At 69.5% G+C, this 26,609-nt stretch carries 29 protein-coding genes and 1 tRNA gene; 15 read left to right on the top strand and 15 right to left on the bottom strand.

The genetic code is table 11. From position 1 onward, the window contains the following. Positions 1-54: 54 nt before the first annotated feature. Entirely contained in the window at positions 55-186 is a 132-nt protein-coding gene (locus tag VGC56_RS08700; RefSeq protein ID WP_464124500.1) for an entericidin A/B family lipoprotein, read from the bottom strand. 138 nt (positions 187-324) lie between these two features. On the opposite strand from VGC56_RS08700, the gene VGC56_RS08695 reads away from it, so the two are divergent. After that, the gene (locus tag VGC56_RS08695; RefSeq protein ID WP_464124499.1) at positions 325-765 is read left to right on the top strand and encodes a DUF2059 domain-containing protein; all 441 of its coding nucleotides are present in this window, start codon (positions 325-327) and stop codon (positions 763-765) included. A 60-nt stretch (positions 766-825) separates the two neighbouring features. On the opposite strand, the gene VGC56_RS08690 is transcribed toward VGC56_RS08695, so the two are convergent. The 3 genes from VGC56_RS08690 to VGC56_RS08680 all read right to left on the bottom strand — a co-directional run bounded on the left by VGC56_RS08690 (position 826) and on the right by VGC56_RS08680 (position 3,040). Further along, a tRNA-Leu gene (locus tag VGC56_RS08690) sits at positions 826-912 on the bottom strand. A gap of 242 nt (positions 913-1,154) precedes the next feature. Beyond that, positions 1,155-2,252, bottom strand: a complete 1,098-nt coding sequence (locus VGC56_RS08685) for a 6-phosphofructokinase (protein ID WP_464124498.1) — start codon at positions 2,250-2,252, stop codon at positions 1,155-1,157. A gap of 2 nt (positions 2,253-2,254) precedes the next feature. Next, positions 2,255-3,040 carry a zinc-ribbon domain-containing protein gene (locus tag VGC56_RS08680; RefSeq protein ID WP_464124497.1) on the bottom strand — a complete coding sequence of 262 codons (786 nt, stop codon included), beginning with the start codon at positions 3,038-3,040 and terminating at the stop codon, positions 2,255-2,257. 154 nt (positions 3,041-3,194) lie between these two features. On the opposite strand from VGC56_RS08680, the gene ftsE reads away from it, so the two are divergent. Genes ftsE through VGC56_RS08660 form a run of 4 tightly spaced genes read left to right on the top strand, consistent with a single transcriptional unit; the run spans position 3,195 to position 6,067 of the window. After that, entirely contained in the window at positions 3,195-3,911 is a 717-nt protein-coding gene (gene ftsE / locus VGC56_RS08675) for a cell division ATP-binding protein FtsE (RefSeq protein WP_464124502.1), read from the top strand. Between the two features lie 13 nt (positions 3,912-3,924). Continuing rightward, positions 3,925-4,821 (top strand): cell division protein FtsX, encoded by an 897-nt coding sequence (locus VGC56_RS08670; protein ID WP_464124496.1) that lies wholly within the window; start codon positions 3,925-3,927, stop codon positions 4,819-4,821. Then, a complete protein-coding gene (locus VGC56_RS08665) occupies positions 4,818-5,348 on the top strand; it encodes a YdcF family protein (protein ID WP_464124495.1) in 531 nt (176 codons plus the stop codon). The genes VGC56_RS08670 and VGC56_RS08665 overlap by 4 nt, the downstream gene beginning before the upstream one ends. Next, on the top strand, positions 5,348-6,067 hold the full coding sequence (locus tag VGC56_RS08660; protein WP_464124494.1) for a lysophospholipid acyltransferase family protein: 720 nt from the start codon (positions 5,348-5,350) through the stop codon (positions 6,065-6,067). The genes VGC56_RS08665 and VGC56_RS08660 overlap by 1 nt, the downstream gene beginning before the upstream one ends. A 159-nt stretch (positions 6,068-6,226) precedes the next feature. On the opposite strand, the gene pheT is transcribed toward VGC56_RS08660, so the two are convergent. Then, positions 6,227-8,602, bottom strand: a complete 2,376-nt coding sequence (pheT, locus tag VGC56_RS08655) for a phenylalanine--tRNA ligase subunit beta (protein WP_464124493.1) — start codon at positions 8,600-8,602, stop codon at positions 6,227-6,229. After that, positions 8,599-9,693, bottom strand: coding sequence for a phenylalanine--tRNA ligase subunit alpha (gene pheS / locus VGC56_RS08650; protein WP_464124492.1), 1,095 nt, complete (start codon positions 9,691-9,693; stop codon positions 8,599-8,601). The genes pheT and pheS overlap by 4 nt, the downstream gene beginning before the upstream one ends. Positions 9,694-9,743: 50 nt before the next feature. On the opposite strand from pheS, the gene VGC56_RS08645 reads away from it, so the two are divergent. After that, positions 9,744-10,673: a DUF5996 family protein gene (locus VGC56_RS08645; RefSeq protein ID WP_464124491.1), complete on the top strand. Its 930-nt coding sequence runs from the start codon at positions 9,744-9,746 to the stop codon at positions 10,671-10,673. A gap of 3 nt (positions 10,674-10,676) precedes the next feature. Here VGC56_RS08645 and VGC56_RS08640 read toward each other — a convergent pair whose 3' ends face one another. From VGC56_RS08640 to VGC56_RS08615, 6 genes are all read right to left on the bottom strand, one after another. Beyond that, positions 10,677-11,270, bottom strand: a complete 594-nt coding sequence (locus tag VGC56_RS08640) for a hypothetical protein (protein WP_464124490.1) — start codon at positions 11,268-11,270, stop codon at positions 10,677-10,679. 130 nt (positions 11,271-11,400) lie between these two features. Next, entirely contained in the window at positions 11,401-11,781 is a 381-nt protein-coding gene (gene rplT, locus VGC56_RS08635; protein ID WP_464124489.1) for a 50S ribosomal protein L20, read from the bottom strand. Positions 11,782-11,793: 12 nt separating this feature from the next. Then, a complete protein-coding gene (gene rpmI / locus VGC56_RS08630) occupies positions 11,794-11,997 on the bottom strand; it encodes a 50S ribosomal protein L35 (protein WP_464124488.1) in 204 nt (67 codons plus the stop codon). A gap of 328 nt (positions 11,998-12,325) precedes the next feature. Beyond that, positions 12,326-12,883, bottom strand: coding sequence for a hypothetical protein (locus VGC56_RS08625; RefSeq protein WP_464124487.1), 558 nt, complete (start codon positions 12,881-12,883; stop codon positions 12,326-12,328). A gap of 1 nt (position 12,884) precedes the next feature. Continuing rightward, positions 12,885-13,820: a ribose-phosphate pyrophosphokinase gene (locus VGC56_RS08620; RefSeq protein WP_464124486.1), complete on the bottom strand. Its 936-nt coding sequence runs from the start codon at positions 13,818-13,820 to the stop codon at positions 12,885-12,887. Between the two features lie 67 nt (positions 13,821-13,887). Further along, positions 13,888-14,115: a hypothetical protein gene (locus tag VGC56_RS08615; protein WP_464124485.1), complete on the bottom strand. Its 228-nt coding sequence runs from the start codon at positions 14,113-14,115 to the stop codon at positions 13,888-13,890. 65 nt (positions 14,116-14,180) lie between these two features. Between VGC56_RS08615 and gltX the strand changes: the two genes are divergently transcribed. The 6 genes from gltX to VGC56_RS08585 all read left to right on the top strand — a co-directional run bounded on the left by gltX (position 14,181) and on the right by VGC56_RS08585 (position 22,155). Continuing rightward, complete coding sequence (gene gltX / locus VGC56_RS08610; RefSeq protein ID WP_464124484.1) at positions 14,181-15,506, top strand: glutamate--tRNA ligase; 1,326 nt, start codon at positions 14,181-14,183, stop codon at positions 15,504-15,506. A gap of 61 nt (positions 15,507-15,567) precedes the next feature. Then, on the top strand, positions 15,568-16,485 hold the full coding sequence (locus VGC56_RS08605) for a sulfite exporter TauE/SafE family protein (protein ID WP_464124483.1): 918 nt from the start codon (positions 15,568-15,570) through the stop codon (positions 16,483-16,485). Continuing rightward, a complete protein-coding gene (locus VGC56_RS08600; RefSeq protein WP_464124482.1) occupies positions 16,482-17,249 on the top strand; it encodes a TIGR02186 family protein in 768 nt (255 codons plus the stop codon). Before VGC56_RS08605 ends, VGC56_RS08600 begins: the two co-directional genes overlap by 4 nt. Before the next feature lie 81 nt (positions 17,250-17,330). Continuing rightward, complete coding sequence (locus VGC56_RS08595) at positions 17,331-19,022, top strand: ATP-binding protein (protein WP_464124481.1); 1,692 nt, start codon at positions 17,331-17,333, stop codon at positions 19,020-19,022. Between the two features lie 297 nt (positions 19,023-19,319). Beyond that, positions 19,320-21,875: a helicase-related protein gene (locus VGC56_RS08590; RefSeq protein ID WP_464124480.1), complete on the top strand. Its 2,556-nt coding sequence runs from the start codon at positions 19,320-19,322 to the stop codon at positions 21,873-21,875. Then, positions 21,865-22,155 (top strand): RNA-binding S4 domain-containing protein, encoded by a 291-nt coding sequence (locus VGC56_RS08585; protein WP_464124479.1) that lies wholly within the window; start codon positions 21,865-21,867, stop codon positions 22,153-22,155. The genes VGC56_RS08590 and VGC56_RS08585 overlap by 11 nt, the downstream gene beginning before the upstream one ends. Here VGC56_RS08585 and VGC56_RS08580 read toward each other — a convergent pair. Continuing rightward, positions 22,107-22,469: a gamma-glutamylcyclotransferase family protein gene (locus VGC56_RS08580; protein WP_464124478.1), complete on the bottom strand. Its 363-nt coding sequence runs from the start codon at positions 22,467-22,469 to the stop codon at positions 22,107-22,109. The genes VGC56_RS08585 and VGC56_RS08580 overlap by 49 nt on opposite strands. Before the next feature lie 129 nt (positions 22,470-22,598). Further along, positions 22,599-23,477: an RcnB family protein gene (locus tag VGC56_RS08575; RefSeq protein ID WP_464124477.1), complete on the bottom strand. Its 879-nt coding sequence runs from the start codon at positions 23,475-23,477 to the stop codon at positions 22,599-22,601. Between the two features lie 116 nt (positions 23,478-23,593). Here VGC56_RS08575 and VGC56_RS08570 point away from each other — a divergent pair, with 116 nt between their 5' ends. The 3 genes from VGC56_RS08570 (at position 23,594) to VGC56_RS08560 (ending at position 25,661) form a co-directional block, all read left to right on the top strand. Then, the gene (locus VGC56_RS08570; protein WP_464124476.1) at positions 23,594-24,409 is read left to right on the top strand and encodes an enoyl-CoA hydratase-related protein; all 816 of its coding nucleotides are present in this window, start codon (positions 23,594-23,596) and stop codon (positions 24,407-24,409) included. A gap of 148 nt (positions 24,410-24,557) precedes the next feature. After that, the gene (gene rpsU, locus VGC56_RS08565) at positions 24,558-24,770 is read left to right on the top strand and encodes a 30S ribosomal protein S21 (RefSeq protein ID WP_464124475.1); all 213 of its coding nucleotides are present in this window, start codon (positions 24,558-24,560) and stop codon (positions 24,768-24,770) included. A 261-nt stretch (positions 24,771-25,031) separates the two neighbouring features. Beyond that, positions 25,032-25,661: an FKBP-type peptidyl-prolyl cis-trans isomerase gene (locus VGC56_RS08560; RefSeq protein ID WP_464124474.1), complete on the top strand. Its 630-nt coding sequence runs from the start codon at positions 25,032-25,034 to the stop codon at positions 25,659-25,661. Positions 25,662-25,669: 8 nt separating this feature from the next. Here the strand turns inward: VGC56_RS08560 and lepB are convergent, their stop codons facing one another. After that, positions 25,670-26,566, bottom strand: coding sequence for a signal peptidase I (gene lepB / locus VGC56_RS08555; protein ID WP_464124473.1), 897 nt, complete (start codon positions 26,564-26,566; stop codon positions 25,670-25,672). Positions 26,567-26,609: the final 43 nt, after the last annotated feature.

Here is a 26,609-nt window from a genome sequence, read left to right as displayed (position 1 = left end):
CCCCGGCGCCGCGCCGGTTTGCAATCGGGGGCGGAGCCGGAGCTCCGCGCCGCGTCAATGCATCGCGTTCGACGTCGCGTTGGCGGTCGATTCGATATCCTTACCGGCGCCGCGGACGGTGTTGCAGGCGACGATGGTCATGATCGCGCCGGAGATGAGGACGAGGTTTATCGCCTTGCGGAACATCTGGAACTCTCCCTTTCGGGCGCGGAAACGCCGCGCACAGGCTGAATGCCCGCAGCGGCGGCGAGTTCCGGAAACGGGATCGCCAATGTTGCGTAGGCGCAACTTTCCGCAGAAACTGGACCCAGGAGGTGCGCCACGATGCTGACCTTGATCCTTGCCACGATGCTGGCGCCTTCAGCGGAAGCCGAGACGCTCGGCCGCCGCCTCGCCGCGACCGGCGCGCTCGAGACGCTGCTGCCAATGATCGCGGCGAAGGAGACCGAGGAGGTCATCGGCCAGCATCCGGAGCTGACCGAAGCCGATCGAAAGAGCTTGCGGGCGACGACGGACGAGGTGGTTCGAACAATGGTCGGCAGGCTCTCGATCGTCATGGGGCACGAATATGCGGTTGCGCTATCGATGGACGATCTGCGGGCGCTCGTCGAATTCGCCGACAGCCCGGAGGCGCGGCGCTACCGGGCGGCGATCCCAGGCGTAACGATGCGCGGCTTGGGCAAGCTCGGCAATGTCGATTTCAAGGGCGAATTGGCCAAGGCCTTTTGCGCAAAGAGCGGCAAGCTCTGCCCCCCAAAGGGGTGATCGCTTCGGGCGGACGCGACGCTGACATCGTCCCCCGGACGATGCCTTATCGGCGTCACGTGGTGCGGTCGAGAAGACTCGAACTTCCACGGCCTTTCGGCCACAGCGACCTCAACGCTGCGCGTCTACCAGTTCCGCCACGACCGCACGTGATGCCGCCGGAAAGGTCCCGGCGCCGGTAGGAGCGCGGCCTCTAGCAAAGGGGTTTGTGGGGCGCAATGGGGTTGGGCCGAGCTTCCCCACGTCCTCCCTGTCGGCGAAGCCGATGGGGAGGGGGACCGCACGAAGTGCGGTGGAGGGGCCTCACTGAGTCCGAATGGCCCCTCGACCATGCTTCACATGGTCCCCCTCCCCATCCGCTGCGCGGACAGGGAGGACTGAGATGCGTCCTAGTAGAGGAACATCGGCATGCCTTCGACGCGCATCAGCTTGGCGCGGTAGGCGGCGGCGTCGTAGAGGCCGGAGACGTCGACCGACTTGCGGCCTTCCAGCAGGGTGCCCGCGGGCACGTGGCCGTAATTGCCGTCGGTGAGGTTGACCATCCGCCCTTTCTCGCCGCGGGCGAGGAGCTGGACGGCGAGGGCGCCGAAGGCGAGGCCGACCATGCGGTCCATGGCGTCCGGCTCGCCGGCGCGCATCAGGTAGGCGAGCTCCTGGTTGACGACGCCGCAGCCGAGGCGATCCTTGATGGCGCGGCCGAGGCGCAGGCCGATGCCGACGTCGACGCGTTCGCTGGCCGGGCGCGACAGCTCGTCCTCCGCCTCGGCGCCGCTTATCGTCGCCCCTTCCGAGACGACGCACATCGCGTAGCGGGCGGGGTTGGTCGCCTGGTCCTCGGCGAGGAGGGGGAGGAGGATGTCGAGATCGGCCGGGACTTCGGCGATGACGGTGCGGTCGACCTGGGCGAGGAAGCCGGCGAGGAGCGCGGTCTCGCCGCTGCGCCGGCCGAACAGTTCGACGACCCCGATCCGCTCGTGGCTCTCGACGGTGGTGCGCAACGCGTTGATCGCCTCGACCGAGCGGCTGACGGCGGTCGAGAAGCCGATGCAATAATCGGTGCCGAAGACGTCGTTGTCCATCGTCTTGGGGATCGACACGACGGGCAGGCCCTGGTCCGCGAGATGGGACGAGAAGCGGAGGGTGCCGTCACCGCCCAGCGTCACCATGGCGTCGATGCCGAGCTTTTCGAGGGTCGTAAGGACGCGGGCGGTCTGGTCGCCGGCCTTGAGGGTGCGGGGATCGGTGCGCGAGGTGTGGAGGATGGTGCCGCCCATCCGGTCGAGCCCGCGCACGCCTTCGCGGGTGAGGGGCAGGCTGTTCGCGGCGATGGAGGCGGGGTCGGCCGGATCGATGGCGAGGACGCCTTCCCAGCCGCGGCGGAAGCCGGTGACCTCCCAGCCGAGATCGTCGGCGGAGAGGGTGATCGAGCGGATGCACGGATTGAGGCCGGGAACGTCGCCGCCGCCGGTCAGGACGCCGATGCGCATGGTCAGACGCTGGGGCCGAAGCTGAGATGGAAGCGCTTGGCGGCGGCGGGAACGTCGACCTCGGCGCTGTTGAAGGTGGCGCTCTGGCCCGGCTGGAGCTCGGTGACGGGCGCCGAGATCGACCAGCTGTAGACGGTGGCGCCGGCGGCGTCGCGCAGCTCGGCGCGGATCGGCGGCACCTTCTGAACCTTGGCGGCCGGGTTCCAGACGCGGCCCGTCACGGTCAGCAGCGAATTGCCGCTGGCAAGCTCGCGCCGCGAGATCGCACCTTCGATGCCGAGCGGGGTCCGGCCGGCGGCGCCGGTCATCGCGCCCAAACGGGGCGTGCCGATCAGGAAGATCGCTGCGGTCGCGGCCAGGGCGAGGATGGCGAAGACGATCGCGACGGCGGTCCAGGTCCGCGCCGGGTTGCGGCGCGGGCGGAAGGGCGGCTCGTGGGCGAAGGCGTCGTAATCCTCGGGCGCCTCGGGCTCCGGGCCGAGCAGGTCGGCCGACGTGGGGCGGGCCGGGACCGGCACCTCCTCGGGCTCGGGACGCCGCGGCGCGGCGAAGGCGGGGGCCGGCGGAGGCGGCGGGCTCGGGACCGGCGCCTGTTGGGGCGCGGTGCGGCGCTCCTGAACCGGCGCGGGCGGCGGCGGCGAGGCGGGAACCGGTGCGGCGATCGGCGGCGGCGGGGCCTGGAACCAGCTGTGGCGGCACGAGGCGCAGCGCACCTGGCGGCCCGCCGATCCGATCGCGCTGTCGGGCACCACGTAGCGCGTCTTGCAGGCGGGACAGCTGAGGATCATCGCGTGAAGGAGCCCCGGGAAAGCTTGTGGTTAAAAACCAAGCACAGTTACGCCGCGCCATGCAAGCAAATGCCGCCTTTTCGCGGGTTTGCGCGCTGGGGCGGCGCATGCCATTGAGGCTGAAGCGCGTGTCGGCGCGGGAGCGGAGGCGGGTCTGGCCAGCGACGGGACCATTGTACAGTTCGACAATGTCGGCCTGCGCTACGGCACGGGCGCCGAGACGCTGTCGGACCTCAGCTTCTCGCTGCAGGAAGGCGGCTTCTACTTCCTCACCGGGCCGTCGGGCGCCGGCAAAACCTCGCTGCTGCGCCTCCTCTACCTCGCCCAGCGGCCGAGCCGAGGGCTGATCCGGCTGTTCGGCGAGGACATCGTGACGATGCCGCGGCGGCGTCTGCCCGGATTTCGGCGGCGGATCGGCGTCGTCTTCCAGGATTTCCGGCTGGTGCCGCACCTCTCCGCCTTCGACAATGTCGCGCTGCCGCTCCGGGTGGCGGGCGTGGCCGAGCGCGACCTCGAAAATCCGGTCAAGGAGATGCTCGGGTGGGTCGGCCTCGGCCACCGTGCGACGGCGCGCCCGGCGACCTTGTCGGGCGGCGAGCAGCAGCGGGTCGCCATCGCCCGCGCGGTCATCGCCCGGCCCGAGCTGCTGGTGGCCGACGAGCCGACCGGCAACGTCGATCCGGACATGGCGAAGAGGCTGCTCCACCTGTTCGACAGCCTGAACAAGCTTGGCACTACCATCGTCGTCGCCACCCACGACCTCCACCTCATCTCGTCGATCGGGCGCTTCCAGATGCTCCAGCTCGACCGCGGCGAGCTGCTCGACCCGACTGGCGCGCTGCGCCACCCGCCGCGGCGGGCCGAGACATGATGCTGCGCGGGGCATGAAGGGGGGCGTGCGCAGGTTCGGCGCGGCCGACCGCCGCCTGCTGCCGGAAGGGCGGCTGGCCGGGCCGATGCCGTGGGTGATCGCGATCATGATGTTCCTGACCGTGCTCGCCGCCGCCGCCGGGCTGGGGCTGGGCAGCGCGGCCGGGAACCTCACCGAGAGCATGGGCACGCGGATGACGGTGCAGGTCATGGAGGCCAATCCCGACCGGCGCGAGGCGGAGGCGGCGCGGGTGCTGGCGGCGCTGGAGCGCCAGCCGGGGGTGGCGCGCGTCCACCGCCTCACCCAGGCGGAGATGCAGAAATTGCTCGAGCCCTGGCTGGGCGGCGGCGCGCTCGAGGCCGATCTGCCGATCCCCGCGATGATCGATGTCGACGTCGCGGAGGGCAGCGCCGACCGGATGGACGGGCTTCGGGCCGCGGTTACCGCCGCTTCGCCCTCGGCACGGATCGACAGCAATGCGAGCTGGCTGGCGCCGCTCGGCCGGCTGATCGGCGCGCTGCGCTGGCTCGCCGGCGCCCTCGTGCTGCTGATGATCGGCGCGACCGCGGCGACAGTCGTGCTGGCGGCACGGGCGGCGCTCGACACGCATCGCTCGACCATCGAGGTGCTGCACCTGATGGGGGCGACCGACCTTCAGGTGGCGCGCCTTTTCCAGCGACGGATCGCGCTCGACGCCTTGTTCGGCGGCGTCGTCGGGCTGGCGGCGGCGACGCTCGTCCTGCTCCTCCTCGGCAGCCGCGCCGCGGCGCTCGGCTCGGACCTGCTCGGATCCGTGGGGCTGCCGCCGCTCGCCTGGGCGTTCCTGATCGCTTTGCCGATCCTGGGGGTCGGACTGGCGATGCTGGTGGCGCGCAGCACCATCCTTCGTGCATTGGGACGGATGTTGTGATTTCGCGCCTGATCGCCTTTGCCGCCCTGATCTACCTTCTGGGCTATGCCGCCTTCGCCGTGCTGCTGCCGGAGCCGGGCGACGACCGGCAGACCGACGCCATCGTCGTCTTGACCGGCGGGCCGAAGCGGATCGAGCGGGGATTGGACCTGCTGGCGGCGCACAAGGCGCAGCGGATGCTGGTCTCCGGGGTGGCGACGACGGTCCGCACCCAGGATCTTGCCGCGCAATATCCCGCCAATGCGGCGCTGTTTTCCTGCTGTATCGATCTGGGGCGGGAGGCCGTGGACACGCGCTCCAACGCCGACGAGGTGGCGCGCTGGGTTAAGAAGCGGCGGTTCAAGTCGGTGCGGCTGGTGACGACCGACTGGCACATGCCGCGCGCCGGCTTCGAGATCGAGCGGCAGGTCGGGGGCAGCGCCGCAGTCTATGAGGATGCGATCGAGAGCAAGCCGCGCTTCCAGACGCTGTTCCTCGAATATAACAAATATCTGCTGCGGCGGGCGGCGGTCCTGCTCGGCATCTGATGAACGCGCTGCGGACGCTCGCCTTTTCCATCGCTTTCTATGGCGGGACGGTGCTGTTCGTCGCGACCGCTGCGCTCCTTTCCCCATTCGGCCGGACGCCGGTGCAGAAGGTAGCCGAGGCGTGGGCTCGCTATCACCGCCGCTGCGCCGCCGGTCTGCTGGGCATCTGCACGCGCCTCGAAGGGGCGGTGCCGACGGGCGCGGTGCTGGTCGCCTGCAAGCACCAGGCGATGTTCGAGACGCTGGAAGTGGTGATCATCCTGTGCCGTCCGCAGGTGGTGATGAAAAGCGAGCTCGCGCGCATTCCCGTTTGGGGCTGGATCGCCCGGCGTTATGGGATGATCCCGGTCGACCGCGCCGGCGGGGCCGCGGCCCTGCGCCGGCTGATGGTCCAGGCGCGGGAGGCGGTGGCGGAGGGCCGGCCGATCGTGATCTTCCCCGAGGGAACGCGGGTCGCGCCCGGGGAGCAGCCGGAGCTTCAGCCGGGGTTTGCCGGCCTATACCGGGCATTCAACCTGCCGGTGGTGCCGGTGGCGCTCGACAGCGGGCGGCTGTGGCCGCGGCACGGCTTCACGAAGCGCTCCGGCGTGGTGACGATGCGGTTTGGTGCACCGATCCCGCCGGGCCTGCCGCGCCGCGAGATCGAGGCGCGGGTGCATGCGGCGATCAACGCGCTGGAGAGGCCGGGGGCGGAGCGGGAGCTTGGCCCGCAATCGTAACCGGGGTTTGTCCTCACCCGTTCGGCTGAGCTTGTCGAGCTATGCTTTGGCTTTGCTGGAGAAGAGCGGGACAGGGCTTTGACGGGCTCAGCCCGAACGGTGTCTCAGCATCAGCAGTACGGACCTCGCCGGACGGTGCTCAGGCTCCGAGTGTGAGCGTTAATGGCGCAGTCGTGCGCCGAGCTTGGCCACGGCTGCCACGACCTTGGCTGACACCGCCTTCAAATCCTCGTCGGTGAAGCTTTTCTCGCCCGCCTGGAGCGTCACCTCGACGGCGATCGATTTCTGCCCCTCCGGCACGCCGGGGCCGGTGAAGACGTCGAACAGGCTCACGGCGACGATCGCCTGCTTGTCGGCGCCGCGGACGGCGCGGAGCAGGGCGTCGGCCTGCAGCGCCTCCGGCACGAGGAAGGCGAAATCGCGCTTCACCGCCTGGACGGCGGGCGGCGCGTAGGCGTCGCGGGTGCGGGCGGTGGCGCGTTTCGCTGGAATGGCGTCGAGGTAGATTTCGCCGGCGACGACGGGGCCGGAAAGATCGAAGGCCTTGAGGATCGCCGGGTGGAGCTCGCCGCATTCGGCCAGCACGTTCTTGGGGCCGAGGCACAGGCGGGCGGAGCGGCCGGGGTGATAGACGCTGCCGGCGGGGCTCAGCGCCTGGAGGTTTTCGACGCGCGCGCCGGCGGCGGCGAGCAGCGCCATCGCTTCCGCCTTGGCATCGAAAGCGTCGAAGCCGGCCGCCTTGCCGGCGCGCCAGTCGCGCACCGCGCGGTCGCCGGCGAGGACCAGGCCGAGCGTGGGCCGCTCACCATCGGCGAGGTAGCGCCGGCCGATCTCGAACAGGCGCACGCTGTCCGCGCCGCGGGCGATGTTGCGGCGGGCGGCGGCGAGCAGGCCGGGGAGGAGCGACGGGCGCATCGCCTTCATCTCCTCGCTGATCGGGTTCTCCAGCACAAAGGCCGCGCCGCCGAACGGGGCCGCTTCGTCCTCGGCGATGAAGCTCCACGTCACCGCCTCGTTGAGGCCGCGCGCCGCGGCAGTACGGCGGACGCGCCGCTCCGCGAGCTGCTCCGCGGTCGCCGTGGGTTTGGCGACGCCGGGGGCGCGGGGGAGGGGCGCCGTGGCGATGCGGTCATAGCCTTCGATCCGCACGACTTCCTCGACGATGTCGGCGGCGCCGTCGACGTCGCGGCGCCAGCTCGGCACGCGGACCTGCCACGGATCGCCGCGCTGCACTTCGAAGCCGAGGCGGGCGAGGATGTCCATTTGACGCGGCTCGGGAATGTCGATGCCGCCGAGTTCCAGCGCCCGGGCCGGCCGGTAGGCGACGACCCTGGCGGGATCCGGCGTCGAGCCGGCGCGGACCGTCTCCGACGCCTCGCCGCCGGCAAGCTCCAGCGCCATCTGCGTCGCGAGGGCGAGGCCGGTCTCGAGGAAGGCGGGGTCGACGCCGCGCTCGAAGCGGCTGCGGGCGTCGGAGGTGAGGGCGAGCTTCTGGCCCGTCCGCGCGATGGCGGCGGGGTCGAAATAGGCGCATTCGATGAGGATCTCGGTGGTCGCCTCCGTGACGCCGCTATGCTCGCCGCCCATGATGCCACCGATGTCGTGTACGCCGCAATCGTCGGCAATGACGGTCATCGACGGGTCGAGCCGGTAACTCTTGCCGTTCAGCGCCAGCACCTCCTCGCCGTCGCGCGCCTTGCGGGCAACGATCGCGCCCTTCAATTTGGCGAGGTCGTAGACGTGGAGCGGGCGGCCGTAGCTCAGCATGATGTAGTTGGTCATGTCGACCAAAGCGCTGATCGGCCGCTGCCCGACCGCCTTCAGCCGCTGCTGCAGCCAGGCCGGCGAGGCCCCGTTGCGGACCCCGCGAACGACGCGGCCGTAGAAAGCGGGGCAGCCCGCGGGGTCATCGGTGCGGATTTCGATCGGGCAGGGGAAGCTGCCGGCGATGTCCTGGACCGCGACCGGCTTGAGGGTGCCGAGGCCGGCTGCGGCGAGGTCGCGGGCGATGCCGTGGACGCCCATGCAATCCTGCCGGTTGGGGGTGATGGCGACGTCGATCACCGCATCGTCGAGGCCGGCCCAGTCGGCGTAGCGGGCGCCGACGGGGGCGTCGGCGGGGAGCTCGATGATGCCGTCATGCTCGTCGCCGAGCTCCAGCTCGCGCACCGAGCACATCATGCCGCGGCTTTCGACGCCGCGGATCGCCGCCACCTTCAGCGTCATGTCGCTGCCCGGGACATAGGTGCCCGGCGCCCCGAACACGCCGGTGAGGCCGGCCCGGGCGTTGGGCGCGCCGCAGACGACCTGGATTGTCTCACCGGTCCCCGCGTCGACGGTCAGGACCTGCAGCTTGTCCGCCTGCGGATGCCGCTCGGCGGTCAGCACCTTGGCGATGGTGAAGGGGGCCAGCTTCTCCGCGGGGTTGTCGACGCCTTCGACCTCGAGACCGATGCGGGTCAGCGTCTCGACGATGGTGTCGAGGGAGGCATCGGTGTCGAGATGCTCCTTGAGCCAGGACAGGGTGAACTTCATGCCCCCACTCCCCCGCTCAAGGTCGGCACGTCGAACGCCGAGAAGCCGTAGTGCCTGAGCCAGCGCAGGTCGCCGTCGAAAAAGGCGCGCAAATCGTCCATCCCGTATTTGAGCATGGCGAGGCGGTCGACGCCGGTGCCGAAGGCGAAGCCCTGCCACTCGTCCGGGTCGAGCCCGCAGGCGCGGATTACGGCGGGATGGACCATCCCGGAGCCGAGCACCTCCATCCACCCTTCCGACCCGCCGACGACCCGGCGCCCCTTCTCCCACGAATAGCCGACGTCGACCTCGGCCGACGGCTCCGTGAAGGGGAAATAGCTGGGCCTGAGGCGCAGGACGATGTCGTCGCGCTCGAAATAGGCCTTGAGGAAGGTCTCCAGCGTCCATTTCAAATGGCCCATATGGATGCCGCGGTCGATCACCAGCCCCTCGATCTGGTGGAACATCGGCGTGTGGGTGGCGTCGCTGTCGGAGCGGTACACGCGGCCCGGGGCGATGATGTAGAGCGGCGGCGGCTGCGCCTTCATGGCGCGGATCTGCACCGGCGAAGTGTGGGTGCGCAGCAAATGCCGCACCGCATTGCCGGCGAAACCCGGATCGAGCTCGCCCTTCTGAGGGAAATAGAAGGTGTCGTGCATCGCCCGCGCCGGGTGGGTCTCGGGAATGTTGAGCGCGGTGAAATTGTGCCAGTCGTCCTCGATCTCCGGTCCGGTGGCGACGGAGAAGCCCAGGTCGGCGAAGATCTCGGCAAGCTCGTCCATCACCTGGCTCACCGGGTGGACGGAGCCTTGCGGACCGGCCGAGACCGGCAGCGTCATGTCGAGGCCCTCGGTGGCGAGCTTCTTCTCCAGCGCCTCCGCTTCGAGGGCGGCCTTGCGGGCCGAGATCGCCTCCGCGACCTGCTCGCGCAGGGCATGGATGCGCGGCCCTTCGGCCTGCCGCTGCTCGGGAGTCATCGCGCCGAGGGTCTTGAGGAGCTGGGTGATGGCGCCCTGCTTGCCAAGCGCGGCGACGCGCTCCGCCTCCAGCGCCTGGAGATCGGGGGCGCGCTCGATCCTGCCGATCAGTTCCGCATGCGTGTCACTTGCCATGCCCCGCGCCGTAGCCGAACCTGCGCCCGGATTGGAAGGCGGAGTCGAAGATGGCCTGGCCCGAACTCAGCGCCGAGCGCGACGGCGGGACGATCGCGACGCTGCACATGGCGAGCCAGATGGTCGGCAAGGCGGCGGCGGCGTTGCTGCCGTGGCGCAACCATGGTTGGCACCTGACGCTCCATCTCCACCCGCGCGGGCTGAGGACCGAGCCGCTCTACGGAGCCGGGGCGCCGTTCGAGCTCGGGCTGGACCTAATGGAGGGCGCTGTCGTGCTGACCGAGCCGGCGGGGGAGCGGCGGGTGCAGCTGCGGGCGGCCTCGGTCGCCGACCTTTGGCGGGAGCTGCTGGACATGCTCGGCGCGTCGGGCCGGACGGTTGCGCTCCATCCGCTTCCGAACGAGCTCGATCCGGCCGTGCCGTTCGCCGAGGACCGGGAGGCGCGCGCCTGCGAGCCGGACAGCGCCCGGCGCCTGCTGGGGGCACTGCTGGAGGCGGACCGGGTCTTCCGCCTGTTCCGCTCGTCCTTCCTGGGCAAGGTCAGCCCGGTCCATTTCTTCTGGGGCAGCTTCGACCTCGCCGTCACCCGTTTCTCCGGCCGGAGAGCGCCGCGCCACCCGGGCGGAATTCCCAACCTCCCGGACGCGGTGACGCGGGAGGCCTACAGCCACGAAGTCTCCAGCGCGGGTTTCTGGCCGGGCGGCGCGGGAGCAACGGGCGGACCGTTCTTCTATTCCTACGCCTATCCCGTGCCCGAGGGGTTCGCGGCCGCGCAGGTGGCGCCGGCGGAGGCGCGGTTCGATGCCGAACTCGGTGAGTTCGTGCTGGACTACGAGGCTGTCCGCGCCGCAGCCGACCCCAACGCGGCGCTGCTCGGCTTCCTGCGCAGCACCTACGCGGCGGCGGCGGAGCTCGGCGGCTGGAACCGGGGCGATCTCGAATGCGCCGCGGGGAGACCGCGGGTGCCGAGGGCGGTCTAGCCGTCAGCGGCGGTAGGTGAGTTTTGCGCGTGCGAAGGCGGCGGCCTGCGCGGCGCCGCAGCGGGAAACGTCGCGCACGAACACCGGGTCTTTGGCGATGATGTCGCCGCTGCCCTGGACGCCGGTTGCAAAATCCCTCGCTTCGGGGTGCGCCGCCATGACGCGGCTGAACTCCTCTTCCTGCGCCGCGGAAAGGACCGCACCCTTCTGCCGCTGCGTGTCGACGGAATCGAGGCGGCGGAACTCATCGCTGCGGTAAAAGGCGATGAGGCGCCGCAGCTTGTCCGGACCGAGCCGGGCGCCGACGACGCGAAGCGCACGCCTGGTGCCAGCCTCGATGACCGGCGCGCTGCAGCGGGCGCTGTCGGTCAGCACAGCGCGGACGTCCTTTTCGCGGCCCGGGTTCAGGGCTTCGATCCGCGCGAGCTCCTCCGCATCGGGATCGGTGCTCATCGCCCATTCCTCCGGGTGGGGTAAGGCGGCGACGAATTCGTCGAGCAGCGCCTCGGACACGGTGAAAACGGGGGGCTGGGCCAGCAAGCCCTGGGGGAGGGCGGCGGCGGAAAATATCAATGCGGCCAAGACGATACGAGGCAAGGCTCTGCTCCAACACTGTGTCAGGGCAGTCTTCCCGCGGTTCCGGGGAACTGTCCAGCCCCCCGTCCATAAGAAAAGGCGCCGGGATTGCCCCCGGCGCCTCGTCTTGATCCTGCGCGAGCAGCGAAGCTCAGGCCGTGGCCTGCGCCCCCTCCTGCGGAAGCGCGCCGCGGGCCTGGGCGATGATGGCGCTGAACGCCTCGCCCTCGTGCATCGCGATGTCGGCCAGGACCTTGCGGTCGAGGTCGACTCCGGCGAGCTTCAGCCCGTGCATGAACTGGCCGTAGGTGAGGCCTTCGGCCCGCACCGCGGCGTTGATGCGCTGGATCCAGAGCGCCCGGAACGAGCGCTTCTTCACCTTGCGGTCGCGATAGGCGTACTGGCCGGCCTTCTCGACGGCCTGCTTGGCGATGCGGATCGTGTTCTTGCGACGGCCGTAATAGCCCTTCGCCTGTTCCAGGATCCTCTTGTGGCGGGCCTTGGTGGTGGTCCCGCGCTTGACGCGTGCCATGTCGGGTCCTCCTTACTTCAGGCCGTAGGGGGCCCAGGCCTTCACCCGTGCCGTGTCGGCGTCGGAGAGAACCTCGGTCCCGCGATTCTGGCGGATGTATTTGGCGTTGTGGCTGATCAGCCGGTGGCGCTTGCCCGCGACACCGTGCTTCAACTTGCCGGTCGCCGTGAGCTTGAAGCGCTTCTTGACGCCGCTCTTGGTCTTCAGTTTGGGCATTTTCGTCTCCTTGTGCGCAATGAAGCGCGACGTTTGTGAACGGCCACGGCAGCCCTTTCAGCCGGGCCGTTCGATTCTTCCAAAGCTGGAAAGAAGCGGCGCCTATAGAGGCACAGGCGAGCGTGCGCAAGGACCGGCGCCTTTCCGTTCCTCCCGAAACGCTAAATCCCGCCGCGACGAGGCGGGTCTGACCTGCCGCTCGGACAATGCTTCGTCCGCTATATGCGTGGCGGAACGATGTAACCTGGAATGTACCTGCGCGGCGGCGCTGGCGGCGGCGGTGGCGGTGGCGGCGGCGAGGGAGGAGGGGGAGGAGCAGGAAGCGCTGTCATCTTGGCTTCTCCAAACGCCCGTTCAGCACGGCATGCTGCACGTTTGCATCCTGCTGTTCCGACTTCACGATGAGGTATGGAACAGCTGCAATACCTAATAAGCAAACCGCGACGATGATGCAAATCCGGGTGTCCTCGAGATACCCGGCTTTTTTGTCGTTGTTGGTTGCATTCACATGGGCACATTCCGCATATTCACGCTCCATCATTTGCCTTAGCTCTTCCTCAGCCTTGAATCGCGAGGCTCCCCGGCTAACGAAATCGTCTCTCCAGCTAAGTTGGGCCGCGATCGTCGCAGGGTGTGCATATCGATAGCGGACTGAGGCCCGGATGAGGTTCACGATGGCTATGATGAGGCTCAGCGCTGCTCCCATGCACAGAGCCACGAGAGCAACCTCAGCCCACCGACTGGACTGGATCTGGGACACCATGGAAATCAAAGCCGTGATTAGCCCGGTGATGAGGGCTAGCGGCAGGGACACGGACTGACTGAGCGCACCGTACCGATCCGCTTCGTGCAGGTAGTGACGCTCCGCTAACTCAAAGCTGTCCATCTCAGTCGAACAAGCTCGACACGGAGGTTTCGTCGGCGATGCGCTTGATTGCTTCGCCCAGCAGCGGGGCGATGGTCAGGGTCCTGATCTTCTTCGACGCGGCGGCGGCTTCCGAGGCCTGGATCGAATCGGTGATGACGAGCTCGGTCAGCACCGAATTGTCGACCCGCGGTACGGCGGCGCCGGAGAGGACGCCGTGGGAGCAGTAGGCGACGACGCCGTCCGCCCCGGCCTCCATCAGGGCGCCGGCGGCGTTGCACAGGGTGCCGGCCGAATCGACGATGTCGTCGATGAGGATGCAGAAGCGGCCGGCGACGTCGCCGATGATGTTCATCACTTCCGATTCGCCGGGCCGCTCGCGGCGCTTGTCGACGATCGCCAGCGGGGCGTTGTCGAGCCTTTTGGCGAGCGCGCGGGCGCGGACGACGCCGCCGACGTCCGGCGAGACGACGGTGATCGGGCGGCGGCCATGGTGAGTCTTGATGTCCTCGGCCATCACAGGCGCCGCCCAGAGATTGTCGGTGGGGATGTCGAAGAAGCCCTGGATCTGGCCGGCGTGGAGGTCGACCGAGAGGACGCGGTTGGCGCCGGCGACGGTGATGATGTTCGCCACCAGCTTGGCCGAAATGGGGGTGCGCGGGCCGGGCTTCCGGTCCTGCCGGGCATAGCCGAAATAGGGGAGGACGGCGGTGATCCGCTTGGCCGAGGCGCGGCGTAGCGCGTCGATGCAGATCAGCAGCTCCATGAGGTTGTCGTTGGCGGGGAAGGAGGTCGACTGGACGACGAACACGTCCTCGCCGCGGACATTCTCGTTGATCTCGACGAACACCTCCTCATCCGCGAAGCGGCGGACGGAGGTGTCGGTGACCTTCATCTCGAGATAGGCGGCGATGTCCCGCACCAGCGGCAGGTTCGAATTGCCGGCCATCAGTTTCATGCGCGCTTCCCCTCGCCCAAGGCCGGTTCCGTGCTCCTTAGACAGGGGCACCCCGCGGGGAAAGGCCCTAGGGTTTGTACGGGCGGCGGAGCAGCAGGACGCACCCGGCGAGGAGGAGCACCGCGCCGGCGAGTGCCGCCACCACCCAGCCGAGATTCTGCTCCAGCAAGTCCGAGCTCCAGGGAATCCCGCCGAAGGGGGCCATGACCCGCCCCAAGTCTATCAGCATCGCCGCGACCAGGCCGAGCAGTGCAAGTCCGGTCAGGATCAGGACGAGGGAGAGCAGCAGCCGCATGGGCCGATGCTAGCGCAAGGGCGCGCCTCCTTGAAGCTTAGCGCCCTCGCGACTAGGCCGCCACGATGCGTGTCGTCACCCGCTTCGCCCCCGCGCCGACGGGACGGCTCCATGTCGGCAACATCCGCACCGCCGTCCACAATTGGCTGTGGGCGCGCAGGAATGGCGGGACGTTCATCCTGCGGCTCGACGACACCGATCGCGAGCGGTCGCGCGAGGAGCATGTCGAGGGGATACGGGAGGATCTCGCCTGGCTTGGGCTCGCGCCGGACGAGGAGCACCGGCAGTCGGCGCGCTTCGCCCGGTATGAAGCCGCGCTGGAGCGGCTGAAGGCGGCGGGGCGGGTCTATCCGGCCTATGAGACGGCGCAGGAGCTGGAGCTCAAGCGCAAGGTCCAGCTCGGCCGCGGCAAGCCGCCGGTCTACGACCGCGCCGCGCTGGCGCTGACGGAGGCGGAGCGGGCGATTCTCGAGGCGGAGGGGCGGCGGCCGCACTGGCGGTTCCGGCTCGATCACGGCGCGCCCATCGCATGGGACGACCTCGTGCGCGGGCCGCAGCATTTCGATCCGGCCTTGCTGTCGGATCCAATCGTGCGGCGGGAGGACGGCTCCTGGCTCTACATGCTGCCGAGCGCCGTCGACGACATCGATCTCGGCGTCACCCATGTCGTGCGCGGCGAGGACCATGTCGCCAACACCGCGCTGCAGGTGCAGATGTTCGAGGCGCTCGGCGCCGCCCCGCCGGCCTTTGCGCACGAGGCGCTGCTCGTCGGCTCGGAAGGCAAGCTTTCCAAGCGGCTCGGCTCGCTAGGCGCCGACACGCTGCGGGAGCAGGGGATCGAGCCGATCGCGCTCGTGGCCAAGCTCGCCCGCATCGGCACCAGCCTGCCGGTCGAGCCGGTGGCGGATGCCGGGCCGCTGATCGAGACGTTCGATTTCTCCACCTTCGGGCGGGCGCCGGCGCGGTTCGACCTGGACGAGCTCACGGCCCTAAATGCGCGAGTCGTTCATCTCCTGCCCTATGCGGCTGTGGCCGAGCGGCTTCCGGAGGGAATGAGCGAAGCGGACTGGCTGGCGGTCCGGCCGAACCTCAGGACCGTTGCGGAGGCGGCGGACTGGTGGGCCATCCTCCACGGGCATGTCGAGGCGGCGGCCGATCCCGGCGATGCGCACTTCCTTGCCGCCGCCGCCGCCGTGGCCGCCGAGATCGACTGGGAAGCCGACCCGTGGCGGCAGCTCACGACCTTGCTCAAGGAACGCACCGGCCGCACCGGCAGGGCGCTGTTTCACCCGCTGCGCCGGGCGCTGACCGGCCGGGACAGCGGACCGGAAATGGCCGCGCTCCTCCCGCTGATCGGCCGCGACGAGGCGATCGCGCGCCTGGGCGGGTAAGTGCGCGGCTAATTCGCCGCTGCGCCTTGCCGCTCCGCCCGCCAAGCGGCTAGGTCGGGGCATGGACGTCTATCTCCCGATCGCCGGGCTGTCGGTGAACGCTCTGGTGATCGTCCTCCTCGGCGGCGTGGTGGGGTTGCTGACCGGCATGATCGGCGTCGGCGGCGGCTTCCTGACGACGCCGATCCTCATCTTCTACGGCATCCCGCCGGCCGTCGCCGTCGCCTCCGCGACCACCCAGATCACCGGCACCAGCGTCTCGGGCGTGCTCGCCCACCGGCGCCGCAAGGGCGTCGACTATCGGATGGGGGCGGTGATCATCACCGGCGGCCTGTTCGGCGCGGCGGCGGGGGGCGGCATCTTCCGGCTGCTCCAGGATACCGGGCAGATCGATACGGTGATCAACATCCTCTACGTCGTGCTGCTCGGCTCGATCGGCGTGCTGATGGCGAAGGAATCGGCGACCGCGCTCGACATCCTGAAGCCCAAGGGCGGCGCGGGGGCGAAGAAGGTGCGGCGGCACAATCCGCTGATCGCCTCCCTCCCCATGCGGTGGCGCTTCTATTCGTCGGGCCTCTACATCTCGCCGCTCGCGCCTCTGCTGCTCGGCTTCGTCGGCGGCATGCTGACGGTGCTGCTCGGCGTCGGCGGCGGCTTCATCATGGTGCCGGCGATGATCTACCTGCTCGGCATGTCGGCGCAGGTGGTGGTCGGCACTTCGCTGCTCCAGATCTTGTTCGTCACCGCCGCGACGACCCTCATCCACGCCACCACCACCAAATCGGTCGACGTCGTGCTGGCCGGCCTGCTGCTGCTGGGCTCGGTGATCGGCGCCCAGTTCGGCGCCCGCTTTGCCCAGAAGGCCAAGCCGGAATTGCTGCGCATGTTCCTCGCCATCGTCATCCTCGCCGTCGCCCTGCGCATGGCGATCGGGTTGGGTTGGCGGCCGGAAGAGATCTACACGGTGCAGCTGCTGTGAGGGCCGCGGCGGCGCGGGCCCTCCTGCTCCTCGCGCTGGCCCCGCTGACCGTGGGTGCCGCCAAGCCGCGGCTTGTACCCGACGTCTCGCAGAGCCGGATCGAGATCCGCTATTCGTTCACCGGAGTCGAACTGCTGCTGTTCGGCGCCATCCTCTATCCCGGCGGCCGCGCCCCGGCCGAGCAGGCGGACATCGCCGTGGTGGTGAAGGGGCCGGTCCAGCCTTTGGTGGTGCGCGAGAAGCAGAAGGTCGCCGGCATCTGGATGAACGTCGAGAGCGCCCGCTTCCGCTCCGCGCCTTCCTTCTATGCGGTGGCGTCGTCCCGGCCGCTCCCCAAGCTCGTCGACGACCGCGCGGCGGCGATCTACGAACTGGGCCTGCGCAACCTTCAGCTTTCGCCGGGCCCCGGCTCCAGCCCCGAGGTGCAGCGGCGGTTCGAAAGCGGATTGGTCGAGCTGATGCAGCGCCGCGGCCTCTACGTCGAGGACCCGAAGGGCGTGGAGATCACCGAGGGCGTCCTCTACCGCGCCCACATCGCCATTCCCGCGCGGGTCCCGGTCGGGAATTACACGGCCGAGACCTTCCTCATCAAGGACGGCCGGGTGCTCGCCGGCGCCACCCGCGACATCCGCATCGAGAAACTCGGCTTCGAGCGCGTCGTCGCCCAGGCCGCGCGCAGCTGGTCCCTCGCCTACGGCATCGTCGCCGTCGGGCTTTCCCTGCTGCTCGGCTGGGGCGCCAGCGTCATGTTCCGGCGGCGGTGACGTCGGAGCCGTCGCAAATCAGTTGTTTACCGCTTTCGTTTATGCCGCTGCTCCAGGACGAACAGGAGACGGCGCGACGTCATGACAGACATGATGAATTTCCAGAGCCTCAGCCCGGCGGCGGATGCCGAAGAGCTGGCGCCGACGATCCGCCCCGTCCTGGTCCGCGCGACCCGCCATGCGCCGCTCGGCCGCGTCGTCGATATCGGCGGCGGCGGGGCGAAGGTCGAGCTGGAGCTCGGCCGCCTCAACGAGATTTCGAAGGACCCCGATCCCAGCATCGCCCTCTCCGGCCAGGTCGGCGGCCATGTGAAGCTCGAACTCGGCAATCGCTGGCTGCTCGCCAACGTCCGCACCCTGAAGCTCCACGACGGCGAAGGCTCGATGGTCGTCGCCGAGATCGACTTCCTCGGCGAGGGCGAGGAGCATGAGAATTCGGGCAAGCTGATGAACTTCCGCCGCGGCATCACCGGCTATCCGGTGCCCGGCGCCCGCGTCTTCCCCGTGTCGGGCGACGACATGAAGCAGATGTTCGCGGCGGACAATCGCGCCCATATCGAGATCGGCACCGTCTATCCGACCAAGGACGTGCGCGGCGCGCTCTATGTCGACGCGCTGCTCGGCAAGCATTTCGCTCTTCTCGGATCGACCGGCACCGGCAAGTCGACTTCGGCGGCGCTGATCATGCATCGCATCTGCGACCTCTCGCCCGAGGGTCACATCGTCATGATCGACCCGCACGGCGAATATTCGGCGGCCTTCAAGGGCGTCGGCGAGCTGTTCAACGTCGAGAACCTCGCCATGCCCTATTGGCTGATGAACTTCGAGGAGCATTGCGAGGTGTTCATCACCTCGTCCGATTCCGAGCGGCAGCGCGACATGGACATTCTGGCGAAGTGCCTGCTCCAGGCCCGCGCCAAGAACCGCGCCGCGGACGGCATGACCAAGCTCACCGTCGATTCGCCGATCCCGTACGCACTGTCGGACCTGACCTCCTCGATCAACAACGAGATGGGGCTGTTGAACAAGGCGACCGACACCGCGCCCTACATGCGCCTCAAGACCAAGATCGACGAGTTGAAGGCCGATCCGCGCTACCATTTCATGTTCTCGGGCATGCTGATCGGCGACAGCATGACCAGCTTCATCTCCAAGATCTTCCGGCTTCCCGCCAAGGGCAAGCCGATCTCGATCGTCGATGTCTCGGGCGTCCCGTCGGACATCGTCTCGGTGGTGGTCGCGGTGCTGTCGCGGCTGGTGTTCGACTATGCGATCTGGTCCCGCAACGAAGTGCCGCGGCCGGTGCTGCTGGTCTGCGAGGAGGCGCACCGCTACGTCCCCTCCGACAAGACCGGGGGCGGCCAGGCGGTGCGCAAGATCCTCGAGCGGATCGCCAAGGAAGGCCGTAAATACGGGGTGGCGCTCGGCCTCATCACCCAGCGCCCGTCCGATCTCGCCGAGGGCGTGCTCTCCCAGTGCGGCACGATCATCGCGATGCGCCTCAACAACGAGCGTGACCAGGCGTTTGTGAAGTCCGCCATGCCGGAAGGCGCGCGCGGATTCCTCGACGTCATCCCCGCGCTCCGCAACCGCGAATGCATCGTCTGCGGCGAGGGCGTCTCGATCCCGATCCGCGTGTCGTTCGACGACCTCGAGATCGGCCGTCGTCCCGCCTCGTCGGACCCCTGCTTCTCCGAGCTGTGGCGCCAGAGCGGCGAGGAAGACGCCATGGTCGCCCGCGTCGTCAAGCGCTGGCGCAGCCAGGGGCGGTAGCTTTTCTGCCTCCCTGCGAGCGAAGCTCGTGGGGAGGGGGACCACCCGAAGGGTGGTGGAGGGGTAGGCGCGCTGAACTCAGCTTGTCTCCTGCTCGATCCTCTTACCTTACGACATCTACCCCTCCACCACCTTCGCCGACGGCTGCCGCGCAGCCGGTTCCGGCTCTCGGCATGCCCCGGCATGCCGACCCGCCTACACCCCCCTCCCCATCCTGGCGGATGGGGAGGCACTGGGCGGCACCCCGCGCGTTATTCCGGCATTGCACCGGCGGCGCGGAGGCACGATCTTAGCCAGATGAGCGACTTCGCCCGGGCCCCCCTCACGGCCATTCTGGGGCCCACCAACACCGGCAAGACCTACCTCGCCGTCGAGCGGATGGCGGCGCATTCGAGCGGGATGATCGGCTTCCCGCTGCGCCTGCTCGCCCGCGAGGTCTACGACCGGGTGGTGCGGATGAAGGGTGCGAACCGGGTCGCGCTCCTCACCGGCGAGGAGAAGATCGTCCCCAAGGACGCGCGCTGGTTCCTGTGCACCGCCGAAAGCATGCCGGTGTCCCGCGCCGCAAGCGGCACGGGTGGGCCGATGGAGCGGGACTTCGCCTTCGTCGGGCTCGACGAAGCGCAGCTCGGCGCAGACCCGGAGCGCGGCCACGTCTTCACCGACCGCATGCTGCATGCGCGGGGGCGGGAGGAGACGATGATCCTCGGCTCCGAGACGCTGGCGCCGATGGTGCGAGGCCTGCTTCCCAAGGCGGAGATCATCGGCCGGCCGCGCTTCTCGACACTGAGCTATGCCGGGCCGTCCAAGCTTTCGCGCCTGCCCCCGCGGTCAGCGATCGTCGCCTTCTCCGCCGAGCAGGTCTACGCCGTCGCCGAGATGCTGCGGCGGATGCGCGGCGGCGCCGCGGTGGTGATGGGCGCGCTGAGCCCGCGCACCCGCAACGCCCAGGTGGCGATGTACCAAGCCGGCGAGGTCGACTATCTCGTCGCCACCGACGCGGTCGGCATGGGCCTCAACATGGACGTCACCCACGTCGCCTTCGCGGGCCTTGCAAAGTTCGACGGCCACCGCCGGCGGCGGCTGACGCCGGCGGAGATGGCGCAGATCGCCGGGCGTGCCGGGCGGCACCAGAAGGACGGCACGTTCGGCGTCCTCACGCTGGACGGGGACAACAGCGCCGAATTCCGGCCCGAGGAGATCGAGGCGATCGAGGAGCATCGCTTCGCGCCGCTCGATCATCTCTACTGGCGCGAGGGCGACCCCGATTTCCGCAGCCTCGAGGCGCTGATCCGTTCGCTCGAGCGCAAGCCCGACCGGCCGGGCCTCCGCGCCGCGCCGGAGGCGGTGGACCTTGCGGTCCTGAAGCGGCTTGCGAGCGACCCGGAGGTGGTGGCGCGGGCGAAGGGCGGCGATGCCGTCCGCCGCCTGTGGGCCGCCTGCGGCCTGCCGGATTTCCGCAAGACCGGCGCCGACCACCATGCCCGCCTCGTCGCCCGGCTCTATCTTCACCTGACCGAGGGCGAGGGGCGGATTCCTGCGGCCTGGTATGCGAGCCAGCTGACCCAGCTCGACAATGTCCAGGGCGATATCGACACCCTCGCCGACCGGCTCGCCGGGGTCAGGACCTGGGCCTATATCGCCCACCGCTCCGACTGGCTCGCGGAACCCGAAGCGATGGCGGAGCGGGCGCGGCAGGTCGAGGAGAAGCTCTCCGACGCCTTGCACGAGCGGCTGACCCAGCGCTTCGTCGACCGGCGCACGTCGGTGCTGCTGCGCGACATCGGCCGCAAGGGCGCCGGCGAATTCCCCGTCATCGTCGACGAGCAAGGCGAGGTCACCGTCGGCTCGTTCGCGATCGGCCGGATGGAGGGCTTCGCCTTCGAGGTCGATCCAAGCGCGCGCCATGCCGACCGCAAGATGCTGCTTGCGACGGCGGAGCGGCGCCTCGGCGGCGAATATGAGAAGCGCGCGGCGGCGCTCGTCGCCGACACGGACGAGCATTTCACCCTGCGCACCGAGGCCGAGAAGCCGGTCGCGATCCTGTGGCGCGGCCATGAGGTGGCGCGGCTCGGGCCGGGCAAGAATCTGCTGTCGCCGCGGGTGCTGATCGACCGCAAGCTCGACCGCCTGTCGGAGCGGGGCCGGGGCGCGATCGTCGAGCGGCTGAACCTCTGGGTGCGCCACCAGGTCGAGCGGAGCCTCGCGACCCTCCGCCGCGCCGGCCAGGCCGCGCAGGACCCCGCCTCACCGCCGGCGGTGCGCTCCATCCTGGCTTTGCTGGTCGACGAAGGCGGCATCGTCGCGCGGGAAGCGGTGGCGAAGGCGCTCGCGTCGGTCGAGCGCGAGCAGCGCAAGCTGATCACCCGCCTCGGCGTCCGTATCGGCGCGCTCGACCTGTTCATGCCCGACGTGCTGAAGCCCGAGGCGCGGCGGTGGCGGACCGCGCTGAAGGCCGCCGCGGCCGGCGCGGCCATGCCGCTGCTGCCGGCGGAGGCGACCGTCGTCCTGCCCTGTCCGGCGGATGCGGAGCGCGCGCTTCTCCAGCGGCTCGGGTTCCGGGCGCTGGGGCCGCAGATGCTGCGCGTCGACATGGCCGAGCGGCTCGCCCGCCACGCCCATGAGGCGCGGTCGGCGGCGGACCGGCCGGTGGTCGACCAGGCGCTCGCCACCTCCCTCGGCCTGCAGCCGCAGGCGGTCGCGCGGCTGATGCGCGATCTCGGCTTCCGCCCGGCGGCCGAGGAAGGCGCATGGGTCTGGCGCGGGCCGAACCGCCCCCGGCGGCGGGAGGGCGGCCCCGCCGATCCTTCGCACGCCTTTGCCGCGCTCGCGGGACTGCGGCGTGGCGGATAGCCTGAGGCTCGACAAGTTCCTGTGGTTCGCGCGGATCGTGAAGACGCGGGGGCAGGGGCAGGCGCTCGCGGAAGGAGGGCGGCTGCGGATCGACGGACGGGTGATCGACCGCGCCCATGCGCCGGTGCGAATCGGGGACGTGCTGAGCTTTGCCCTGCGCGGGCACGTGCGCGTCCTCCGCGTCGAGGCGCTTCCGGCGCGCCGGGGCCCGCCGGCCGAAGCGCGCGCGCTCTACTCGGAAATCCCGGAATCCCCCGACGAGAGCGGCGGCCCGACATAGACGAAGGCGCGGGTGCCGGAGGCGAGCTCCGCCTCGACGCGGGCGTAAACGTCGACCTCGTAGCGGTCGGTCGCGGCCAGTTCGGCGGCGGTGAGGCCAAAGACGACGCCCTCGATTCGGTCCCCGGGATCGCCGCTGCGGCAGGCGATGGTGTGGACGGCCTTGCCGCTGATCCGGACGACCTCGGGATCGGTGATCGCGAGGGGCGCAAGGCGATAGCCGATGAGGACGTCCTCGTGACCTTGGAGAAGGCGGCCATAGGTGGCGCGCTGCACGCCGGCCTGGCGCAGGGTTCCGTACGAAAAAAGGAGCACGGCTTCCTCAGCCTGCTCCTGACGCAAAGTGTCGGTTGTCATAGCGGCGCAGCTTCCAGTTCCGGCCAGGCCCGGCACGCCAGGGACGTGCGGGCGGCCTCCTGTTGGGGAGACCGCCCGCCGCAATCCTTACCAGAAGAAGTCGTAGATCACGTCGACGACTTCGCCGGTGTAGACGTCGACCAGCACGACGTCGTTATAGTAGCGGACCCACTGGGTGCCGTAGGGCGCCGGCGGCAGGCGATACTCGTAGGGATCGCCGATCCAGTAGTTCTGGCCCCAGAAAATCTGGTCCAGCAGCCCGCCGATCGACAGGCGGTTATAGCCGTAGCCGTAACCGCGCGGCGCGTAATAAGGCGAGCGGAAGATGTCGCGGTTGCTGTAGCGGTACCGCTGCCAGTCGTAGCGATTGTCGTTCCGCCAGGTCCGGTTCCACTGGACGCGCGCCCCGGAGCGGCCGCCCTGGTAGTTCTGGCCATCATAGCCCTGGCGGCCCTGGTAGCCCGAAGAACCGCTGCGCTGGCCCTCACGGCCGTAGCGCTGCTGGGTCAGCTGCCGCTCGTAATTGGCCTCGTTCTCGGCCGCCCGGCGCTGGTAGCGCTCCGGCATGCCCTGCGAAACCTGGCGGTTGGCGGCGCGGCTCGCCTCGATCTGCTGGCGATAGGCGTCCTGCTGCCCATTGCCGCCGCGATAGGCCTGCTGGCCCTGATAGCCCTGGCGGTAGGCGCGCTGCTGCTGCACCGCCTGCTGCTGGACCTGGACCTGCTGCTGCTGGGCCTGCGCCTGCTGCCGGCCCTGCCAGCCGCCCTGGCGCTGGCCCTGCTGGACCTGTTGCTGGGGCTGCGCCTGCTGCGGAGCCTGCTGCCGCTCCTGGCGGGCCGGCCGCTGCTGGCCCTCGGCGCGCTGATGGCGCTCGCCGTCGCCGCGGCCGTGCCAGCCATTGTCCTGCGCCGCCAGCGGGCTCGCCGCGGTCGTCGCGATAAGCAATCCGATCAATGCCTTGCGCATCGATTTCACTCCATCAACCCGGCCGGCGACGATCGCCTGCCCCATGTGCTGACCTTTACGTAAACCTTGCTGAGCCGTTGCTGAACTGTAACGTCAGCCGATTGAAAGGAACGGACATGAGCGAAGACCGCATCTGCATCGCCCGCGACGGCGGCGTCGCCCATGTCGAGCTGGCGCGCGAGGACAAGCTGAACGCCATGGACGGCGGCATGTTCACCGCGATCGGCGAAGCCTTCCGCACGCTCGGCGCCGATTCGTCGGTGCGCTGCATCCTCCTCTCGGCGCGCGGACGGCATTTCACCGCCGGGCTCGATCTCCAATATGCCGGCAGCCAGTTCACGCCGGCGCAGGATCCCGGCCGCGCCTCCGAATCGCGCCTCCGCCACATCCGCTGGCTGCAGGATTGCTTCACCGCCGCGGAAGAGGCGCGGCCGCCGGTGATCGCCGCCATCCACGGCGGCTGCATCGGCGCAGGGGTCGACCTCGCCACCGCCTGCGACATCCGCCTCGCCTCGGCCGACGCCTTCTTCCAGGTCGCCGAAGTCGATGTCGCCATCACCGCCGACCTCGGCACGCTGCAGCGGCTCATCCGGCTCATCCCCGAAGGCGTGGTGCGCGAGCTGGCTTATACCGGCCGCCGGATGGAGTCGGAGGAGGCGCTTCGCCTCGGCCTCGTCAACCGAGTGGAATCGGACCGGCAGGCGGTGATCGCCGCCGGCCTCGCCCTCGCCCGCACCATCGCCGCCAAGTCGCCGCTCGCGGTCGCCGGGGCCAAAGCGAGCCTCAACTACAGCCGCGGCCGCACAATCGAGGAAGGCCTGCGCCACGTCGCCTTGTGGAACGCGGGCACCCTCGCCAGCGCCGATCTCGGTACCGCCGTGCAGGCGCGGCTGACGAGGAGCGAAGCGACGTTTCCCGATCTCGACGCTTGATACCAAAGGGCGCGCCTGCTATCGGCGCCGCGCGTCGTCGTGGGAGGAGTCTCGCGGCGAACCCTTTTTTATGGTATCGAGGAATATTCGGGGCGGCGCCTCGCGGCGGCCGCCTTGCTCCTTTCGAAGCGGAGAGTGACGGGACTTTATGCAAATCATCGTTCGCGACAACAATGTCGACCAGGCGCTGCGCGCGCTCAAGAAGAAGCTGCAGCGTGAGGGCGTCTATCGCGAGATGAAGCTGCGCCGCCACTATGAGAAGCCGTCCGAGAAGCGCGCCCGCGAGCGCGCCGCGGCGATTCGCCGGGCCCGCAAGCTCGAGCGCAAGCGCGCCGAGCGGGACGGCGGCGCCACCCGCTAAGCGGCGCCGTGTCCGGGCTCTAGGGGCCCTGACGCCTAGCACACTCCGTCACCCCGGACTTGATCCGGGGTCCACCTGTCGTCCGGCGCGTCCGCAGGAAAGAAGGTGGATGCCGGATCAGGGTTCCCATCAAAGTACTACTTTGACGGGGTCCCTCCGTCGGCATGACGGCATTCGGGTGGCGTTGCCTCCAATACACCACCACTTTCCTTTCGGGGCGGCGATAGCTATCGCCGCCCTTCGCATATCCGGGGAAGAAACATGTCCGTCACCGCCGTCCCGCTCCGCCCGATCAAGAAGGGCTCGGTCGCGAAGCTGTGGGCGGCGCTCGTCGTCCTTGGCCTGCTCGCCGCGGCGCTCGCCTGGTGGACGACGGGGCATCACCGATTCACCCGCACCGCCTCGGGCCTGCGCTTCCAGGTGGTGAAGGAGGGCGAAGGCCCGACTCCGGGGCCCAAGGACTTCGCGCTTGTCAATTATGTCGGGCGGCTCCCGAACGGCACGGTGTTCGATTCGAACGTCGGCCAGCAGCCGGCGCCGTTCCCGGTGGCGGAAGGCGCCACGGTCAAGGGCTTCTCCGAGGCGCTGCGGATGATGCGCAAGGGCGGCATCTACCGTGTTCGGATCCCGCCGGAGCTTGGCTATGGCAGCCGCGACATGGGCCAGATCCCGCCCAATTCGACGCTCGAATTCGACGTCGCCGTGCGCGCCGTCATGTCCGAGGCCGAGATCCGCCAGATGATGCAGCAGCAGATGATGATGCAGCAGATGCAGGGCCGCGGCGCGGGCGGACCGGGCGGACCGGCCGGCGGCGCTCCGGCGGGCGGCGATGCGGGTCCGGACGCGGCCGGTGCCGCGGGCGGCCAGGCACAGCCGGCGCCGGGGCAGTAAAGCCCCGCCTAGTGCGGGGCGTGCGGGTGCAGTGAGGTGCCGGCGCGGCCGCCGCGCAACGCGCTGAGCCAGCTCAGCGGGTTCAGCCAGGTCGACGATCCGTCGTAGGAGAAGGTGATGAACTCGGCGCGGCCGCCGATATTCTCCCACGGCACCGGGCCGCCGAGGCCCCCATTTTCCACCGCGACGCGGCTGTCCGCCGAATCGTCGCGATTGTCCCCCATCAGGAAGACATGGCCGGGCGGGACCCTGGTCGCCGGATAATCGTCCGCAGCGCTCGGCCCCAGATCGATCGTGTCATAGCTTTTGCCGCCGGGCAGCGTCTCCCGGTAGACGGGCAGCGCGCAGACGGGGCGGCCACCGGGCGCGCGGCTGCGGAAGCGGCCGGCACGGTCGAGGCACCGGACATTGTCGTCGAGGGGGATAGTGGCGGCGCCGCGCGCTTCGCGCTTCACCGGCCGACCGTTCAGGTAGAGCTGCCCGGCGGCCATCATGATCGTATCGCCCGGAAGGCCGATGACGCGCTTGATCCAGTCCTCCGAATGGCGGCTGGCGCCCGGCGGGGTGACGATGACGACGTCGCCGCGCTCCGGCATGCGGCCGAACAGGCGCCCGGAGGCATGCGGGAGGATGTGGAAGGAGGGCGAGACCCACGACCAGCCATAGGGAAATTTGCTGACGATCAGCCGGTCCCCCTTCAACAGCCCCGGCATCATCGATTCGGACGGGATGTAGAAGGGCTTGGCGACGAGGCTGTGGAAGAGGAGCACGCCGACGACGATCCAGACGATGCCCCTGATCTCGCGCCACCAGTCTATGTCCGCCTTCGCCTCGGCTTCGGCGGGCTTGGGCGCGCCTTCGCCCGGGGCATTGATGGTCGGCACGGGGGAATCGCTGCGGCTCACCCTCTACTCCTGATCGGGGATGGGCGACTTGCCGCGGATCGGG

Source organism: Allosphingosinicella sp., from assembly GCF_036403745.1.
In the GTDB taxonomy this organism is placed as follows: Bacteria; Pseudomonadota; Alphaproteobacteria; order Sphingomonadales; family Sphingomonadaceae; genus Allosphingosinicella.
This window is presented reverse-complemented; position numbering and strand designations above follow the sequence as displayed.

Excerpts from the sequence above, each read along its gene's own strand:
- VGC56_RS08700 (WP_464124500.1), bottom strand. The coding sequence starts at position 186 with ATGTTCCGCAAGGCGATAAACCTCGTCCTCATCTCCGGCGCGATCATG.
- VGC56_RS08695 (WP_464124499.1), top strand. The coding sequence starts at position 325 with ATGCTGACCTTGATCCTTGCCACGATGCTGGCGCCTTCAGCGGAAGCC.
- VGC56_RS08685 (WP_464124498.1), bottom strand. The coding sequence starts at position 2,252 with ATGCGCATCGGCGTCCTGACCGGCGGCGGCGACGTTCCCGGCCTCAAT.
- VGC56_RS08680 (WP_464124497.1), bottom strand. The coding sequence starts at position 3,040 with ATGATCCTCAGCTGTCCCGCCTGCAAGACGCGCTACGTGGTGCCCGAC.
- VGC56_RS08670 (WP_464124496.1), top strand. The coding sequence starts at position 3,925 with ATGAAGGGGGGCGTGCGCAGGTTCGGCGCGGCCGACCGCCGCCTGCTG.
- VGC56_RS08660 (WP_464124494.1), top strand. The coding sequence starts at position 5,348 with ATGAACGCGCTGCGGACGCTCGCCTTTTCCATCGCTTTCTATGGCGGG.
- pheT (WP_464124493.1), bottom strand. The coding sequence starts at position 8,602 with ATGAAGTTCACCCTGTCCTGGCTCAAGGAGCATCTCGACACCGATGCC.
- pheS (WP_464124492.1), bottom strand. The coding sequence starts at position 9,693 with ATGGCAAGTGACACGCATGCGGAACTGATCGGCAGGATCGAGCGCGCC.
- VGC56_RS08645 (WP_464124491.1), top strand. The coding sequence starts at position 9,744 with ATGGCCTGGCCCGAACTCAGCGCCGAGCGCGACGGCGGGACGATCGCG.
- rplT (WP_464124489.1), bottom strand. The coding sequence starts at position 11,781 with ATGGCACGCGTCAAGCGCGGGACCACCACCAAGGCCCGCCACAAGAGG.
- rpmI (WP_464124488.1), bottom strand. The coding sequence starts at position 11,997 with ATGCCCAAACTGAAGACCAAGAGCGGCGTCAAGAAGCGCTTCAAGCTC.
- VGC56_RS08625 (WP_464124487.1), bottom strand. The coding sequence starts at position 12,883 with ATGGACAGCTTTGAGTTAGCGGAGCGTCACTACCTGCACGAAGCGGAT.
- VGC56_RS08620 (WP_464124486.1), bottom strand. The coding sequence starts at position 13,820 with ATGAAACTGATGGCCGGCAATTCGAACCTGCCGCTGGTGCGGGACATC.
- VGC56_RS08615 (WP_464124485.1), bottom strand. The coding sequence starts at position 14,115 with ATGCGGCTGCTGCTCTCCCTCGTCCTGATCCTGACCGGACTTGCACTG.
- gltX (WP_464124484.1), top strand. The coding sequence starts at position 14,181 with ATGCGTGTCGTCACCCGCTTCGCCCCCGCGCCGACGGGACGGCTCCAT.
- VGC56_RS08605 (WP_464124483.1), top strand. The coding sequence starts at position 15,568 with ATGGACGTCTATCTCCCGATCGCCGGGCTGTCGGTGAACGCTCTGGTG.
- VGC56_RS08595 (WP_464124481.1), top strand. The coding sequence starts at position 17,331 with ATGACAGACATGATGAATTTCCAGAGCCTCAGCCCGGCGGCGGATGCC.
- VGC56_RS08590 (WP_464124480.1), top strand. The coding sequence starts at position 19,320 with ATGAGCGACTTCGCCCGGGCCCCCCTCACGGCCATTCTGGGGCCCACC.
- VGC56_RS08575 (WP_464124477.1), bottom strand. The coding sequence starts at position 23,477 with ATGCGCAAGGCATTGATCGGATTGCTTATCGCGACGACCGCGGCGAGC.
- VGC56_RS08570 (WP_464124476.1), top strand. The coding sequence starts at position 23,594 with ATGAGCGAAGACCGCATCTGCATCGCCCGCGACGGCGGCGTCGCCCAT.
- rpsU (WP_464124475.1), top strand. The coding sequence starts at position 24,558 with ATGCAAATCATCGTTCGCGACAACAATGTCGACCAGGCGCTGCGCGCG.
- VGC56_RS08560 (WP_464124474.1), top strand. The coding sequence starts at position 25,032 with ATGTCCGTCACCGCCGTCCCGCTCCGCCCGATCAAGAAGGGCTCGGTC.